At 69.7% G+C, this 14746-nt stretch carries 14 protein-coding genes; 4 read left to right on the top strand and 10 right to left on the bottom strand.

Annotated elements, in window-relative coordinates:
- Positions 1 to 89: 89 nt before the first annotated feature.
- From A9977_RS01270 to A9977_RS01250, 5 genes are all read right to left on the bottom strand, one after another.
- Positions 90 to 1022: a family 2A encapsulin nanocompartment shell protein gene (locus A9977_RS01270; protein WP_183023048.1), complete on the bottom strand. Its 933-nt coding sequence runs from the start codon at positions 1020 to 1022 to the stop codon at positions 90 to 92.
- Positions 1023 to 1089: 67 nt separating this feature from the next.
- Positions 1090 to 1386 carry a helix-turn-helix domain-containing protein gene (locus A9977_RS01265; protein WP_183023047.1) on the bottom strand — a complete coding sequence of 99 codons (297 nt, stop codon included), beginning with the start codon at positions 1384 to 1386 and terminating at the stop codon, positions 1090 to 1092.
- Complete coding sequence (epsC, locus tag A9977_RS01260; protein ID WP_183023046.1) at positions 1383 to 2291, bottom strand: serine O-acetyltransferase EpsC; 909 nt, start codon at positions 2289 to 2291, stop codon at positions 1383 to 1385. The genes A9977_RS01265 and epsC overlap by 4 nt, the downstream gene beginning before the upstream one ends.
- A 30-nt stretch (positions 2292 to 2321) precedes the next feature.
- Positions 2322 to 2804, bottom strand: a complete 483-nt coding sequence (locus A9977_RS01255; protein WP_183023045.1) for a rhodanese-like domain-containing protein — start codon at positions 2802 to 2804, stop codon at positions 2322 to 2324.
- Between the two features lie 128 nt (positions 2805 to 2932).
- Positions 2933 to 4282, bottom strand: coding sequence for an LLM class flavin-dependent oxidoreductase (locus A9977_RS01250; RefSeq protein ID WP_183023044.1), 1350 nt, complete (start codon positions 4280 to 4282; stop codon positions 2933 to 2935).
- 224 nt (positions 4283 to 4506) lie between these two features.
- Between A9977_RS01250 and A9977_RS01245 the strand changes: the two genes are divergently transcribed.
- Positions 4507 to 5376 carry a hypothetical protein gene (locus tag A9977_RS01245; protein WP_183023043.1) on the top strand — a complete coding sequence of 290 codons (870 nt, stop codon included), beginning with the start codon at positions 4507 to 4509 and terminating at the stop codon, positions 5374 to 5376.
- Positions 5377 to 5398: 22 nt separating this feature from the next.
- Here the strand turns inward: A9977_RS01245 and A9977_RS01240 are convergent, their stop codons facing one another.
- The 5 genes from A9977_RS01240 to A9977_RS01220 all read right to left on the bottom strand — a co-directional run bounded on the left by A9977_RS01240 (position 5399) and on the right by A9977_RS01220 (position 12094).
- The gene (locus A9977_RS01240) at positions 5399 to 6283 is read right to left on the bottom strand and encodes a LysR substrate-binding domain-containing protein (protein ID WP_183023042.1); all 885 of its coding nucleotides are present in this window, start codon (positions 6281 to 6283) and stop codon (positions 5399 to 5401) included.
- A gap of 89 nt (positions 6284 to 6372) precedes the next feature.
- Entirely contained in the window at positions 6373 to 8517 is a 2145-nt protein-coding gene (locus tag A9977_RS01235; RefSeq protein ID WP_405054661.1) for a phosphocholine-specific phospholipase C, read from the bottom strand.
- A 46-nt stretch (positions 8518 to 8563) separates the two neighbouring features.
- Entirely contained in the window at positions 8564 to 8824 is a 261-nt protein-coding gene (locus tag A9977_RS01230; protein WP_183023040.1) for a hypothetical protein, read from the bottom strand.
- Positions 8825 to 8833: 9 nt separating this feature from the next.
- A complete protein-coding gene (locus tag A9977_RS01225) occupies positions 8834 to 11068 on the bottom strand; it encodes an alkaline phosphatase family protein (protein WP_183023039.1) in 2235 nt (744 codons plus the stop codon).
- Between the two features lie 135 nt (positions 11069 to 11203).
- On the bottom strand, positions 11204 to 12094 hold the full coding sequence (locus A9977_RS01220; protein WP_183023038.1) for a LysR substrate-binding domain-containing protein: 891 nt from the start codon (positions 12092 to 12094) through the stop codon (positions 11204 to 11206).
- A 126-nt stretch (positions 12095 to 12220) separates the two neighbouring features.
- On the opposite strand from A9977_RS01220, the gene phnD reads away from it, so the two are divergent.
- From phnD to phnE, 3 genes are read left to right on the top strand one after another with little or no spacing between them, the layout of a single operon-like run.
- Positions 12221 to 13090 carry a phosphonate ABC transporter substrate-binding protein gene (phnD, locus tag A9977_RS01215; protein WP_183023037.1) on the top strand — a complete coding sequence of 290 codons (870 nt, stop codon included), beginning with the start codon at positions 12221 to 12223 and terminating at the stop codon, positions 13088 to 13090.
- Positions 13087 to 13887: a phosphonate ABC transporter ATP-binding protein gene (gene phnC, locus A9977_RS01210; RefSeq protein WP_183023036.1), complete on the top strand. Its 801-nt coding sequence runs from the start codon at positions 13087 to 13089 to the stop codon at positions 13885 to 13887. Before phnD ends, phnC begins: the two co-directional genes overlap by 4 nt.
- A gap of 2 nt (positions 13888 to 13889) precedes the next feature.
- The gene (gene phnE / locus A9977_RS01205) at positions 13890 to 14720 is read left to right on the top strand and encodes a phosphonate ABC transporter, permease protein PhnE (RefSeq protein WP_259651755.1); all 831 of its coding nucleotides are present in this window, start codon (positions 13890 to 13892) and stop codon (positions 14718 to 14720) included.
- Positions 14721 to 14746 lie beyond the last annotated feature (26 nt).

Genomic DNA, 14746 nt, shown 5'->3' with positions numbered 1-14746 from the left:
GGCCGGATCGAAGGGCGCCTCGGGCTGCTGCGGAAGCTGCAGCAGCGGCGACAGGCCCGGTGGAGAAAGTGACGTGCTCACGGCGCGCCTTACTTGTAGGTGTCGGGATAGTCGTGGTACTTGCCGATCTCGACGTCGTCGAGCACGGCCAGCGCGTCGGTGGTCAGCACCGCGACCGAGCAGTACAGCGAGATCAGGTACGACGCGATCGCGTGGTTGTTGATGCCCATGAAGCGCACCGACAGGCCCGGGCTCTGTTCGCCGGTCAGGCCCGGCTGGAACAGGCCGACCACGCCCTGGCGCTTGTCGCCCACGCGCAGCAGCAGGATCTTGCTCTTGCCGTCGGCCACCGGCACCTTGTTCGACGGGATCAGCGGGATGCCGCGCCAGGTGATGAACTGCGAGCCGAACAGGCTCACGGTCGGCGGCGGCGTGCCGCGGCGCGTGGCTTCGCGGCCAAAGGCGGCGATGGCCAGCGGGTGGGTGAGGAAGAAGGCCGGCTCCTTCCAGACCTTGGTCAGCAGCTCGTCGAGGTCGTCGGGCGTGGGCGCGCCGGTCAGCGGGAAGATGCGCTGCTCGTCGGTCACCTGCGACAGCAGGCCGTAGTCGGGGTTGTTGATCAGCTCGCTTTCCTGGTTCTCCTTGATCGTCTCGATCGTCAGGCGCAGCTGTTCCTTGATCTGGTCGTGCGGGCTGCTGTACAGGTCGGAGATGCGGGTGTGCACGTCCAGCACGGTGCTCACGGCGTTGAGGTTGTACTCGCGCGGATGCTCTTCGTAGTCGACCCAGGTGCGCGGCAGCTGGTTCTCGTCTTCGCGCGAGGTGCAGACGACCTTGATCGACTCGGGGTTCTTGACCTTGTTGAGGCGGTAGGTGCCGGCCTCGACGGGGACCCACTGCAACAGGTGGGTGAGCCAGCGCGGGCTGATGGTCTCGAGCTGGGGAACGCTCTTGGTGGCATTGGCGAGCTGGCGTGCGGCATTGTCGCCAAGGGCGGTGGTTCCACCCACTGTTGCGGTCATAAGGACTCCGTTGATCGATGAAAGAAAGGAAATCGAGGCGGAGTTTCAGGGCGACCGGGTGGTCCGCTCAACAGGCTATAGCCGCCAAGTTGATGCGGCGCACGGTGCGCTGCTGCTCCAGTTGTTCGCAGCGCGAGAGCAGGCTCGCGATGTTGATGTCGAGCGCGCAGGCCAGTTTCTGCGCGGTCAGGATCGAGGCGATCACGCGGCCGCGCTCGACCTCGCCCACGTAGGAGCGGTTGAGGTTGGAACGCTCGGCCAGCTGCTCCTGCGACCAGCCGCGCACCTCGCGCAGCTGGCGCACCGCGATGCCGAAGGTCTCGACCAGGTCGTAGAGCGGGAGGGCCTCGGGCAGCGCGCTCATTTCACCGGCCTGGCGTTGAGCAGGCCGGCCTGCGTCACGCTCGCGCCCGCGGGCACGTCGTCGGTGATCCAGACGTTGCCGCCGATGGTCGCGCCCTTGCCCAGCGTCACGCGCCCGAGGATGGTCGCGCCGGCATAGATCACCACGTCGTCCTCCACCAGCGGATGGCGCGGCAGGCCCTTCTGCAGCTTGCCCTCGGCATCGGTGGGGAAGCGCTTGGCGCCCAGCGTGACGGCCTGGTAGACCCGCACGCGCTGGCCGATCACGGCCGTCTCGCCGATCACGACGCCGGTGCCGTGGTCGATGAAGAAGCTAGGGCCGATCCGCGCGCCCGGGTGGATGTCGATGCCGGTCTGCGCATGCGCGAGCTCGGCCACGATGCGCGCGAGCAGCGGCAGGTCGAGCGTGTAGAGCCGGTGCGCGAGCCGGTGGTGGACCATCGCCAGCACGCCCGGATAGCACAGCAGCACCTCGTCGACGCTGTGCGCCGCCGGGTCGCCCTGGTAGGCCGCGAGCACGTCGGTGTCGAGCAGCCGGCGGATGTCGGGCAGCGCGGCGCCGAAGGCCCGCACGGCGGCGGTGGCGCGTTCGTCCACGTCGGCCGTCGATTGCCCGGCGCGCCGGGCCCGGTCGTTGAGTTCGAGCAGCGCCTGGCCGTGCAGCGCATGCAGCGCCGCGTCGAGCGTGTAGGCGACGTAGATGTCCTCGCTGTCCTGGCGCAGGTCGACCGGCCCCAGCCGCATCGGGAACAGCACGCCCTGCAGCGAGCGCAGGATCTGCGTGAGCGCATCGCGCGAGGGGAACTCGCGCCCGCCGGGCTCGCGTGAGCGCTTCTGCGCCGCGCGCCATTCGTCGCGTGCCGCATGCAGCGCGCCGGCGATGCCGCCGATGTCGAACCGGGCCATTCGTTTCCTTCTTTCGTGGGTCGGTGGATGTCAGCCCTGGGTCCAGGGCAATCGATGAAAGCGCCAGCCGTCGGCCGTGCCGCGATGCTGCTGCGCATCGATCTCGCCCTCGAAGCCTTCGCGCACGTTGAACACGCGTGCGAAGCCGGCCTTGGCCGCCGCTTCGGCCGCGAGCGCCGAGCGCTTGCCGCTGCGGCACAGCAGCAGCACCGTCGCCTCCTTGCCGCCCTGCTTGGCGAGCTTGGCCTCGAGTTCGCGCACGAAGCGCGGGTTGCGCGTGAGCGCGGTGCCGGTGGCCCATGGCACGTGCAGGCTGTCGGGCACCTGGCCGACGAAGGTGCGTTCCTCGTTGGAACGCACGTCGACCAGCACGGCCGCGCCGTCCTGCACGAGCTGCCAGGCCTCGGCGGGCGCGACGCCGCCCGCATAGGGCAGGTTCTGCGCAGCGGCCTCGGCCTGGGCGCGTTCGAGGGCTTCGGGCAAGGCGACGATCTCGCTGGTATCTGCGGACATGAAATGAAAACTCCTGATCGGGTGGGCGGCCTTCTGGGTGGCCATGGCCATCAATCTAGGGTTCGGGGCCGCTTTCACCAACGAATAAAAAGTGGAATCCAAACAACCGCTTCGTCTGTGCACGCGCGTCATGCCACGCGGGCCTTCGGATGGGCGGGCCGCGCCAGGCCCAGGTGATCGCGCAGGGTGCGGCCCGTGTACTCGGTGCGGAACAGGCCGCGCCGCTGCAGTTCGGGGATCACCAGCGCCGCGAAATCCTTGAGCCCGTGCGGCAGCGTGGGCGCCAGCACGTTGAAGCCGTCGGCCGCGCCGGTGCTGAACCAATGCTCCAGCTGATCGGCGATGTCCGCCGCCGTGCCCACCATCGTCCAGTGGCCGCGCGCGCCCGCGACCTTCTCGTAGAGCTGGCGGATGCTCAGGCCATCGCGCTGCGCGAGCCGGCTGAACAGTTCCTGCCGGCTCTTCCAGCCTTCGGTCACGGGCAGGTCCTGCGGGAACGGGTCGTCGATGGCATAGCCCGACAGGTCGACGTTGCCCAGGAAGGTCGAGAGCAGGCCCACGCCCAGCACCGGATCGATCAGCCCCTGCAGCTGCTCGAACTTGTCCTGCGCCTCCTGCCGCGTGCGGCCCACGAAGGGCGAGATGCCGGGCAGGATCTTGAGCTGGTCGGCGGTGCGCCCGTAGGCCGGCAGCCGGGCCTTGAGGCCGCTGTAGAAGGCGCGCGCATCCTCGGCCGTCTGCTGCGCGGTGAACACCACCTCGGCCGACGCGGCGGCCAGGTCCTGCCCGTCGCCCGAGGAGCCGGCCTGCACCAGCACCGGGTAGCCCTGCGGCGCGCGCGGCGTCTGCAGGCCGCCGTGCACCTTGTAGTACGCGCCCTCGTGCGCCACGCGGTGCAGCCCGGCCGGGTCGAAGAAGCGGTTGGCCTCTTTGTCGTGCACGAAGGCATCGTCCTCCCAGGTGTCCCACAGGCCCTTGACCACCTGCACGTATTCGCGCGCCCGGGTGTAGCGGTCGGCATGGGCGATCTGCTGGTCGAGCCCGAAGCTGCGCGCCTCGAAGTCGCTGCCCGAGGTCACGAGGTTCCAGCCGCTGCGGCCTTCGCTCAGCTGGTCGAGCGTGGCGTACTTGCGCGCCAGGTGATAGGGCGGCAGGTAGGTCGAGGAGACCGTGGCCACCAGCCCGATGCGCTCGGTGGCCTGCGACAGCGCGGCCAGCGTGAGCAGGGGATCGAGCGGATACCAGAGCGCGTTCTTCGCCACCACCGCATCGGGCGGACCGGGCAGGCCGACGTTGTCGGCGAAGAAGATGGCATCGAACTTCGCGGCCTCGGCCACGCGGGCCCATTCGCGCAACGCGCCGATGCGGCTGGCCGCGCCGGGGTCGACCTCAGGATGGCGCCAGGCGGCGAGGTGGTGGCCCACGCCGAAGAAGAAGGCGCCCAGGTGCATCTGGCGCGGGAGATCGGGAACGGACATGGCGTGGGGCGGGGAAAACGGAAAGGCGGGAGTGCCCGGCCATTCTTCCGCCGCGCCCGGCGATCGCCAAGGAACAAGAAGTCACTTGCATATGCATTGCACCGCCGTCTTCCGAGCTTCCTGCGCGTAGAGGCGGCTTAGCCCGGAGCGGCCCGATCGAATCGCAGGACCGTCCGGCCCCCACCCTAAGATGCGGCCTGCCCATCCCCCATGGAGCGCCGCGCATGTCCCATCCCGTTTATCTGTCCAGCACCACCCTGCCCCGGATGCCCGAAGGCAGCCGCAACGAATGGCGCGGCTTTTTCGGCGATGGCGCCGAGCTGGAAGCCAACGCCTTCTTCCCGCTGTTCTGGCGTGCGCTGTTCAGTGCCGACGATATCCGGCACGCACGCTTCATCGACGAATACGACATCGACGACGAGGCCTCGGCGGTCGATCGCGAGGAGTGCCTCGACGACTTCGGCGCCGAGGCCACCTACCCTTACCTGGTCGCCGACCAGGCCACGGCCCTGGCACGCCTCGCGACCCGGCGCGAGGCGCTGCTCACGGCGATCGGGGAACGCTATCGCCCGATGTATGAAGCCTTCGAGACCCTGATGGTCCAGCATTTCCCGGATCACATCCTGCTGCGCACCCAAGGACTGCCCGACGCCGCCGACGCCGAACCGTGGCTGCGCAGCACCCTGGCCGAGCTCGACGACCTGCAGCACGGCCAGGCACTGTCGAGCCTGCTGAGCGACCTCGCGCAGCAAGATGCCGACCCGGTCTGGACCTTGGCGGGCGTCAGTTCATCACCTGGCGGCCCATGGCCCACCGCGGCACTGAGAGAACACTTTCCCGATCCGCGGCAAAGGCGGGCCCGAAAGACGCCGCAGCCGACCGGCAAGCACGACCCCGAGCGCGCCGCGCCAACGCCGCAGCCCAAGCGCGGGTTCGATCCCGCACTGGAATGGATGGCGGCCATCGTGGCCGCAGGCGCCGGCTTGGGTGTCTATGCGCTCACCTGCTCGGCGTGGCTGGGGGTGCTGGCTTTCCTGTGCGCGGCCGGCGCATCGGGCTTCGGCATCGCGCGTTGGCGCGGTCCGCGCGCCTGACGCATCGCCGCGGGCCCATGGTTCAGAGCGGCGCAGGCAAGGCCACCGGGCACGCAGCGATGGCGTCGAAGAAAGACGCGATCAGCCGGCTCTCGCGCCGCTCGCGCAGGCAGCACACATGGATGTGCGTAGAGACCAAATCGCCCTCGATGGGCACGGGCTTGAGGCGCGGGTCGGCCACGTACTCCGACTGCGAGACCGTGCCGATGCCCAGGCCCCGCGCCACCGCCTCGCGCAGCGCTTCGCGGCTGCCGATCTCCATCGCGACCTGCACGCGCACGCCCTGCGCCTTCAGCGCATCCTCGAGCGCCTTGCGGGTGGTCGAGCCGGGTTCGCGCATCAGCAGCGGCTGCCCGGCAAGCTCATGCAAAGCGATGGACTCCCGCTTCGCGAAGGGATGCGCCACGTGGACGAAGGCGATCACCGGGTAGCGCGCATAGAGCTGCATGTGATAGCGCGCGTCGGGAAAGCGGCTGGCCACCACGCCGACATCGCTCACGTACTTGTCGAGCGCGTCCAGCACGACTTCGGAGTTGCCCAACGTGACCGACAGCTTGATGCGCGGATGGACCGCGTGATAGGCCTCGATCATCTCGGTGACGTGGAAGGGCCCGACCGCGCCGATGCGCAGCGAGCCGCGGCGCAGCTTGCCGCTGTCGTCCAGCAGCGAGGCCATGTCGCCCTCGAGCGCGGCCATGCGGCGCGCCATGGGCAGCATCTCCAGGCCCAGGGCCGAAAGCTCCACGCGCCGGCCGCGGCGGTGGAACAGCTCGGCGCCGTACTCCCGCTCGAGCATCTGGATCTGCGAGTTGAGCGTGCTGTGGCTCATGCCCAGCGCACGCGCGGCGGCGGTGAAGCCGCCGTCGTGCGCGACCGCGATGAAGGCGCGGATCTGGTTGAGCGTCATCGCGGGGGGTCTCGTCTCGGGTGGCTGCGCATGCAAGGCACGCGATCATGCCCACCGATCATGAAGGGAATATGCAAGGCTGCATCGCCTCAGGCCACGCCCATCGCCGGATCACTGACGCCGTCCTTGCCGGTCTCCAGCCGCCCCGCGAAGCGCCGGCCGAAACCGCCGTCCATGGTCAGCGTGAAGTCATACCAGCTCTGCGTCTCGGCCAGCGACCACGAGGGTTCGAGCTGCATGCCCGGCGCCACCGTGTAGGTCCACGGGCCGTCGTGGCGGTAGGCGTTGGCCTGGACGCTCACGGTAGCGGGCGCGTCGCCCATGTTCATGATCGTCAGGCGGACGGCGTTGCCCTCCGGGTCGTAGCAGACGCGCACTTCCGGATTCGGCCCGCTGCGCAGCGCATTGAGGTCGCCCGCGAAGTGCCGGTGGTAGCCGTTGGGCCCGAGCACCCAGAGCCGGTACCTGCCCGCGTTGTCGGCCATGGCCTTCCAGGCGTCGGAGATCAACTTGCCGGGCTCGACCGTGTAGCGCTGCGGGCGGCGCGACAGGTTGAGTTCGTCGTAGACGTGGAACACCGCACCCTGCGTGCCGGTGTTGCTGAAGCTGAGCCAGACCTGGCCGCTGGACAGGTCGACGTTGGCGCTGGTGTGCAGGCGGTAGGGCAAGGCGCGCGAAGGCCGCACCACCAGGGCCTGCGTCGGCAACGGCACCGTGCCCACCGCGGGCACCGGCACGCCCGGCGAGGCCACCTGCTGCGAATAGGTGGCGTCGGCCTGCGCCTTGGTCGGCGCGGTCGTCAGCGCGGGCTTGGCGCGGTTCGGGTTCTTGAAGTCGAAGCAGGACATCAGGTCGCCGAACACCGCGCGCCGCCACGGGCTGATGTTGGTCTCGCGCACGCCGAAGCGCTGCTCGAGGAAGCGCAGCGTCGAAGTGTGGTCGAACACCTGGGAGTTGACCCAGCCGCCCACGCTCCACGGCGAGATCACCAGCATCGGCAGGCGCGAGCTGGCGCCGAAGGAGCGGCCGTCGGGCGTGCGCTGGCTGGTGTCGCCCGGCGGGGCCCGCATCGTGTAGTACTCGCTCGCGATGTCCACAGTCGACTTTCCCTGGTAGGTGCCGTCGTCGTTGCGCCACGGCGGCGAGGGCGGCGGCACGTGGTCGAAGAAGCAGTCGTTCTCGTCGAAGTTGATGATCAGCACGGTCTTGCTCCAGACCTCGGGGTTGGCCGTGAGCATGTCCAGCAGCGTCTGGATGTACCAGGCGCCCTGCTGCGGCACCGACATGCTCGGATGCTCGCTGTAGGCGCCAGGCGCGACGATCCAGCTCACCTGCGGCAAGGTGCCCGCGGCGATGTCGTCGGCCACGGCCTGCAGGAAGCCGCCGTCGGGCATGGTGTTGCCGAAGCCCTTGTAGAGCGGCGACAGGGCTTCGATCGCCGGCGAGTAGGCCACGTTGGGCGAGCCGACGGACTGCAACTGCTCGTTGACCGCGCGGTACGAGGCGAAGGCCACCAGCTGGTTGTTGTTGCTGTTGTTGCCCGGCCGGTTGTAGACCTTCCAGCGCACGCCGGCGGCCTGCAGGCGCTCGGGGTAGGTGGTCCAGCTCAGGCCGTCGGACGACGGGCCCAGGCCCCCCCAGTTGGCGTTGGTCACGCAGGCCTGGCCGACCACGTTGGCGCCATTGGTCCCGCTCCACAGGAACATGCGGTTGGTGAAGGTGCCGGTGTGGATCGAGGTGTGGTACGCGTCGCAGACCGTGAAGGCGTTGGCCAGCGCCCAGTGGAAGGGCAGGTCGGACTCGCGCAGGTGGCCCATCGAGATCTTGGTGTTCTTGGCCTTGGGCCAGGCCGCCATGCGGCCGCCGTCCCAGGCGGCCTGCTGGTCGCCCCAGTCGTGGGCGCCGCCCACGCGCAGCGCGTTGCCCTTGGTGGCGTCGAGGTAGAAGGGCTGCACGGTGTCGGCGCTGCCCTGCTGGATCCACACCGGCTGGCCCGAGGCCATCGGGATGGTCAAGCGGTCGCTGAAGCCGCGCACGCCGGGCAAGGTGCCGAAGTAGTGGTCGAAGGAACGGTTCTCCTGCATCAGGATGATCACGTGCTCCACGTCGTTGAGGGTGCCCGTGGCGTTGTTCGCCGGGATGGCGAGCGCGCGCTGGATGGCCGGCGGAAAGGGGCCGAGCGCGGCGCTGGCTGCGGCGGCGCGCAACAGGGTGCGGCGGTTCATGGTGGTCATGTTCTTGAACTTCGACGAGAAGGGTTGTCGGACGGTGTGCGCGTTCTCAGGGCGCGCAGTCGAGTTTCGAATTCGGGCGCGGCGCATCGGCACCGGCTTCCGCGCCCGGGCCCGGCGTGGGCGCGGTGACGATCGGCACCGCGGGGGGCGCGGCGCCGTCGCCGCCAGCCGCTGCGGGCGGCGGCGCCGACGGCGCCGCGCTGCCGCCTCCTCCGCCGCAACCCGCCATCAGCACACAGGCCATGCCCGCCACGGCGACCGCCTTGGCGCAGGTGCGCCAGCCACAGGAAAGGATCTGGGATGTCATCGTGGGTCCTCAGGGAGCGGGCGTCGCGGGCAGCGTCGACAGCGGCTTGTTCGACAGGAAGATGGATTGCAGCTCGGCGTCGCTCAGCACGCGGTTCCACATCGCCAGGTCGCCGAAGTGCTGCTGGTAGGTGGGTGCGGTCGCGCACTTGCCCGCGAAGTACGGCGGCGTGACCGTGCCGTTGCACTTGTTCATCAGGAAGGTGCCGGTGCCGTCGTCGCCGATGCCCCACTGCGGATACGGCGAGAGCTTCGACAGGTCCACGCTGCCGGTCGACTTGCCCGTGGCCACGCGGTTGGTGGTGCCGGTGACCGGATCGAACACGACCATGTTCATGGTCTTGGCCACGCCGTCGACCGAGAAGGCGATGTACACCCAGCGGTTGACCGTGATCTGGGTGTAGGGGCCGGTCGGCCCGTCGGCGCGCACGCCGCCGCCCGAGCCGATGTTGAAAGCCACGCCGCACTGGTTGCCCGAGCTCGCGAACAGGCCGACTGCGACGCCGGCATTGCCGCCGCTCACATAGCTCTTGTTCGAAAGGATGGTGACGTTGTTGCGGTCCACGCACGCGGGCGTCTTGAACCAGAAGCCCAGCGTGAACTGCGGTGCGCTGCCCTTGCTGATGTCGAAGCCTTCGGCCGGCGTGAGCCGGTAGCCTTCGAGGCCGCTGGCGGTCACGAAGTTGGTGTCGACCAGCAGGCCCTGCGTGCCCGCGAGCGGGCCGGGCACGACCAGGCCGGCGCCGGCGGGCAGCTCACTGGAGGCCGGGCCCATCGTGCTGTGCGCCATCGCGTCGACGGGCGGCAGCGTGGCGCTGAAGGGGTAGTACGACACCAGGCCGTTGCGCAGCGTGGGCGCCAGCGGCACCGGCGGCACGTACGACACGGACGGCGTGAGCACTGCACGCGTGGCGGCCTCGGCGCCGTCGCCGGCCTGCACCGTGTAGTCGAGCTGGTAGGTGCCCTTGGCCACCAGCACCTGCGACAACTGGGTGTCGACGTACGACGTGGTGCCCGCGGGCAGTTGCGAGGCGATCACCTCGCCGCCGCGCAGCACCGTGATCGCGCCCTTGGCCGGCGCGGCCCAGCCCAGCGCCACGCGCACGTCGGCCGAGTTGTTGTCGAGCACCGTGGCGTCCAGCTGCGACACCGGCTGCGCGCCGAGCAGGCGCGCGCCGTCCATCACATAGCGCCTGGTGTCGGGCAGCGCATCGAGGTAGCCCAGCAGCGTGGGCGTGACGTCGGCGATGCTGGCGTGCGCATAGAGCTCGGCCAGTGTCTGCGGCAGCGGTGCGCCGACGCCGTCGGCACCCATGTTGGCCGGTTGGTTCAGGCCGATGAAGGTCGCGGATTCGGGCAGCAGCGGCAGGCCGTCGTCCTGGCTGTTGGCGCTCAGGCCGTGGTTGCCGGTGACCACGATCAGCCAGCGTTCGCCGCCCCGTTTGGCGGTCTCGGCCACCAGTGTGCCGACGGCCTGGTCGAGCCGGGCCAGCGTGCCTGCGTACTGCGGCGCGTTCTGGCCGAAGTCCAGCGCCGCGTCCTTGGCCGCGCGGTATTGCGCCAGCACCGTGGCGTAGCTGCCGCCGATCATCTGCGCGGCCTGCGTGGTCACGCAGTCGGTCGCCATGGCGTCCTTCGAGCAGTCGCCCAGCGTGTCGAGGTTGCCGCTGTCGTGTTCCGACGCCAGCAGCTGGGCCAGGCCCTGCGATGCCACGGCCGCGCCATGCTGGCGCGTGCCGTCGTTCTGCTTGAGGCGCTGGTACAGCGTGGGGCCTCGCATGACCTGCTTCGGCGCCTGCGACAGCACCTGGTGCCGGCTGGCCCAGGCGCCGGTCAGCAGCGTGGCCCAGCCCGGCGTGTCGAGCGTAGGTTGCTGCGAGGGCGTGCCGACCCTGCCGCCGCTGTAGGCCAGCCGCGGCTCGAGCTTCGCGAGGTGGGGCAGGCTGCCGTTGGCGATGCCGGCCTGCACCGCGGCGTAGGTGGCGCCATCGATGTCGATGAGCAGCGTGCGGCGTACCGTCGGCGCGCCAGGCAACTCGGGTTGCGCGGGGTCGGTGGGCGGGGTCGGCGTGGGCGATCCGTTGCCACTGCCGCCGCTGCCGCCGCCGCAGGCGCTAAGCACCGCGCCCAGGGTGGCGGCGAGCGCCAGGGTGCGCCAGCGCGCGAAGGATGGCCATGCCGGCCGATGCCCGCGACCGACGGTGGCGCGCGGGAAGGTGAGTGTGCGAGTTGACGCGACGGACATGTTTCGACTGCCTTTGTGGAGGGGGTGGTCGAATTACAGAAGAGCGCGGTGACGTGCCAGAGACGAAAGCCCATGGGTATTTCGATCCTGCTGTCGGCTTTCTCGTCAGGTCGGGCCAGGCCGGGTCATGGCGAATCAGGGCGTCGCGTGGTCGTTCACCCCTCTGCGCAGCGCGAGCGCCACGTCGAAGAAGGAAGCCAGCACCCGGCTCTCGCGCCGGACCTGCAGGCAATAGAGGTAGGTCTGCGTGACGGCCGGATCGCCCTCGATGCGCACGGTGCGCAGCCGTGTGTCTGGAATGAACTCGGCCTCCGACACCGCGCCGATGCCGATGCCGCGCGCCGCCGCCTCGCGGATCGCCTCGCGGCTGCCGATCTCCATCGCGAGCTTGGGCCGCACGCCCGCGCGTGCCAGCGCCTCGTCGAGCGCGCGCCGCGTGCTGGAGCCGCTCTCGCGCTGCAGCAGCGGCTGGCCGTGCAGCTCTTCCAAGCGGATCTGGCCGCGGTTGGCGAAGGGGTGCTCGCGGTGCACGAACAGGATCAGCGCATGGCGCGCATAGGGCGTGGCGCAGAAGCCCGGCGTCTCGTGGAAGCGCGCCAGCACGCCGATGTCGATGGCGTAGTCCTCGAGGTCCTTGAACACCGACGACGAGTTGCCCATGCGGATCGACACGTCGAGCCGCGGATAGCGCTGGCGGTAGGCGTCGACCATCTCGATCACATGGAAGGGCCCGACCGCGCCCAGCCGCAACTCGCCCGACTGCAGGTCGCCGCTGTCGTGCAGCAGGTTCCATGCATCGAGCTCGAGCGATGCGATCTGGCGCGCGACGGGCAGCAGCCGCTCGCCCACGCTGGTGAGCTCGATGCGATGGCCCTGGCGGTGGAACAGCACGACCTTGTGCTGGCGCTCCAGCCCCTGGACCTGGGTGGTCAGCGTGGGCTGGCTCAGGCCCACGGCACGCGCGGCGGCGCTGAAGCTTCCGTGCTGGGCGACGGCGAGGAAGGCACGGAGTTTGGCGGCTGACATCCATAGATTGTGTGAATCGAACGATGACAAATTCGTGATCGAGTTGATATGAGGCTGTCACACGGCGTTCTTAACCTCGTGCCAGTTCCCACCCGTCAGCCCCTCCACACTCCACCGCCCACCCCCATGAACACCCTCTTCCGCCTGCGCCGCAGCCTGCTCGCCCTGACCCTGTCCACCCTGGCCGCCGTGCCCGCCCTGGCGCAGCAGCCGCTGACCATCGGCCTGATCCCCGCCGAGGATTCGCAAGCCATGATCGAGAGCAGCCGCCAGGTGCTCGACAGCCTGCAGCAGCAGCTCGGCATGCCGGTCAAGCCCTTCGTCGCCACCGACTACAACGGCGTGATCGAGGCGCTGCGCTCGAAGAAGCTCGACGTGGCCTACCTGGGCCCGTTCTCGTACGTGCTCGCGAACCAGGTCGCCGACGTGGAAGCCTTCGCGGTGGCCGTCACCAAGAAGACCGGCCAGAGCGCCTACAAGAGCGTGATCATCGCGCGCAAGGACAGCGGCCTGGCCAAGACCGCCGACCTCAAGGGCCGCACCTTCGCCTTCGTCGACCCGACCTCGGCCTCGGGCCACCTGTTCCCCAAGGCCGGCCTGCTGCAGGCCGGCCACGACCCCGAGAGCTTCTTCGGCCGCGTGATCTTCTCCGGCTCGCACGACGCCAGCATCCTGGCCGTGGCCAACAAGAAGGTCGACGCCGCCGCCGTGGCCGACCGCATCCTCGCGAGCGCCATCGCCAAGGGCCAGGTCAAGGCCGACGAGCTCGAGATCGTCTGGTCCTCGAACCCGATCCCCGAGTCGCCGATGGTCTGGCGCAAGGACCTCGACCCGGCGCTCAAGGCGCGCATCGCCAAGGCCCTGGCCAACGTGAAGGACCTGCCCTGGGGCGACCAGGGCGTGCTCAACGGCTTCCAGCCCACCAGCGACGCGGCCTACAACGTGGTGCGCGACACCGCCAAGGTGCTCAAGCTCGACCTGCGGAGCATGAAGTGATCCGCATCCGCGCGCTCACCAAGCAGTACGGCGACAACACCGTGCTGCGCGGTGTGGACCTCGATGCCGCGCCGGGCGAGTTCGTCGTGGTGCTGGGCGAATCCGGCGCCGGCAAGTCGACGCTGCTGCGTTGCGTGAACCGGCTGGCCGTGGCCGACGGCGGCGCGCTCGAGGTCGACGGCATGGACGCGGTGCACTGCGCCGACACCCGCGCGCTGCGCCAGCGCGTGGCGATGATCTTCCAGCACCACAACGTGGTGCCGCGTTTGAGCGCCTTGAAGAACGTGCTCACCGGACGGCTCGGCGCGGTCTCGACGCTGGCCTCGGTGCTGCATTTCTTCAGCCGCGAGGACATCGCGCTGGCGCACGAATGCCTGGGCCGCGTGGGCCTGGCGCACAAGGCGCATGCGCGCACCGATTCGCTGTCGGGCGGCCAGATGCAGCGCGTGGGCATCGCACGCGCATTGGCGCAGCGCCCGCGCGTGATCCTGGCCGACGAGCCCGTGGCCAGCCTCGATCCGCAGACCTCGCGCAAGGTGCTGCAGTACCTGCACGACGCCTCGCGCGCGCTGGGCATCACCGTGCTGTGCAACCTGCACCAGGTCGACTACGCACGCGAGTTCGCCGACCGCATCGTCGGCCTGGCCCAGGGCCGCGTGGTGTTCGACGGCCCGCCCCAAGAGATGGGCCAGGTCGACATCGACCGCATCTACATGGCGCCGCCCTCGCCCGAGCGCGCGGAGGCCGCCCTCCAGCCCGCGCTGGCCCTGCCTTCGATGGCTAGCACCGGCGCATGAACATGACCAACGCTACATCCACAAGCAAGTACGCCTGGACCGGCCCGCTGCCCGAAAGCCGCCGCAGCTGGGTCCAGCTGATGATCGGCGCCTGCGTGATCGCCTGGGCGCTGCAATGGAGCGCCGCCGGCGCGCAGCTGAGCTGGGCCGAGCTGGCCGCGGGCCTGCCGCAGATCCTCGACTTCCTGGGCCGCACCTTGCCGCCCGACCTGCGCATCCTCGATCGCCTGCTCGCGCCCGCGCTCGAGACCGTGCAGATCGCCGTCTGGGGCACGCTGCTGGCGGTGCTGCCGGCGATTCCGCTGTCCTTCCTGGCCGCGCGCAACCTGCAGAGCCGACGCTGGGTCTACCAGGGCACGCGCCAGGTGCTCAACGTGGTGCGCAGCATCAACGAGCTGATCCTCGCGCTGGTCTTCGTCTCGGCCGTGGGCCTGGGCCCCTTCCCCGGCGTGCTGGCTCTCGCGCTGCACGGTGCCGGCATGCTGGGCAAGTTCTTCGCCGATGCCATCGAGGAGATCGACCAGGGCCCGCTCGAGGCGCTGCGCGCCACCGGTGCGCGGCCGCTGCAAGTGATCGTCTTCGGCGTGCTGCCGCAGGTGATCACGGCCTGGATCGCGGTCGTGCTCTACCGCTTCGAAGTCAACCTGCGCTCGGCCACGGTGCTGGGCATGGTCGGCGCGGGCGGGCTGGGCTTCGAGCTGGTGAGCAGCCTCAAGCTGTTCCGCTACCCCGAGACCGCCACCTGCATCATCGTGATCACCGTCATGGTGGTGGTGGCCGACACGCTGTCGAGCCAGCTGCGCCACCGCATCCAGCGCAACGGCCGGCACTGAGGCATTCCGCTTTCCCGAACGACACC

Source organism: Variovorax sp. UMC13 (assembly GCF_014170375.1).
GTDB lineage: Bacteria > Pseudomonadota > Gammaproteobacteria > Burkholderiales > Burkholderiaceae_C > Variovorax.
The sequence above is the reverse complement of the archived record's forward strand: the minus strand, read 5'-3'. Positions and strand labels throughout refer to the sequence as shown.

Excerpts from the sequence above, each read along its gene's own strand:
- A9977_RS01240 (WP_183023042.1), bottom strand. The coding sequence starts at position 6,283 with ATGACGCTCAACCAGATCCGCGCCTTCATCGCGGTCGCGCACGACGGC.
- phnE (WP_259651755.1), top strand. The coding sequence starts at position 13,890 with ATGACCAACGCTACATCCACAAGCAAGTACGCCTGGACCGGCCCGCTG.
- A9977_RS01230 (WP_183023040.1), bottom strand. The coding sequence starts at position 8,824 with ATGACATCCCAGATCCTTTCCTGTGGCTGGCGCACCTGCGCCAAGGCG.
- A9977_RS01265 (WP_183023047.1), bottom strand. The coding sequence starts at position 1,386 with ATGAGCGCGCTGCCCGAGGCCCTCCCGCTCTACGACCTGGTCGAGACC.
- phnD (WP_183023037.1), top strand. The coding sequence starts at position 12,221 with ATGAACACCCTCTTCCGCCTGCGCCGCAGCCTGCTCGCCCTGACCCTG.
- A9977_RS01225 (WP_183023039.1), bottom strand. The coding sequence starts at position 11,068 with ATGTCCGTCGCGTCAACTCGCACACTCACCTTCCCGCGCGCCACCGTC.
- A9977_RS01245 (WP_183023043.1), top strand. The coding sequence starts at position 4,507 with ATGTCCCATCCCGTTTATCTGTCCAGCACCACCCTGCCCCGGATGCCC.
- A9977_RS01255 (WP_183023045.1), bottom strand. The coding sequence starts at position 2,804 with ATGTCCGCAGATACCAGCGAGATCGTCGCCTTGCCCGAAGCCCTCGAA.
- A9977_RS01220 (WP_183023038.1), bottom strand. The coding sequence starts at position 12,094 with ATGTCAGCCGCCAAACTCCGTGCCTTCCTCGCCGTCGCCCAGCACGGA.
- epsC (WP_183023046.1), bottom strand. The coding sequence starts at position 2,291 with ATGGCCCGGTTCGACATCGGCGGCATCGCCGGCGCGCTGCATGCGGCA.
- A9977_RS01235 (WP_405054661.1), bottom strand. The coding sequence starts at position 8,517 with ATGACCACCATGAACCGCCGCACCCTGTTGCGCGCCGCCGCAGCCAGC.
- A9977_RS01250 (WP_183023044.1), bottom strand. The coding sequence starts at position 4,282 with ATGTCCGTTCCCGATCTCCCGCGCCAGATGCACCTGGGCGCCTTCTTC.
- A9977_RS01270 (WP_183023048.1), bottom strand. The coding sequence starts at position 1,022 with ATGACCGCAACAGTGGGTGGAACCACCGCCCTTGGCGACAATGCCGCA.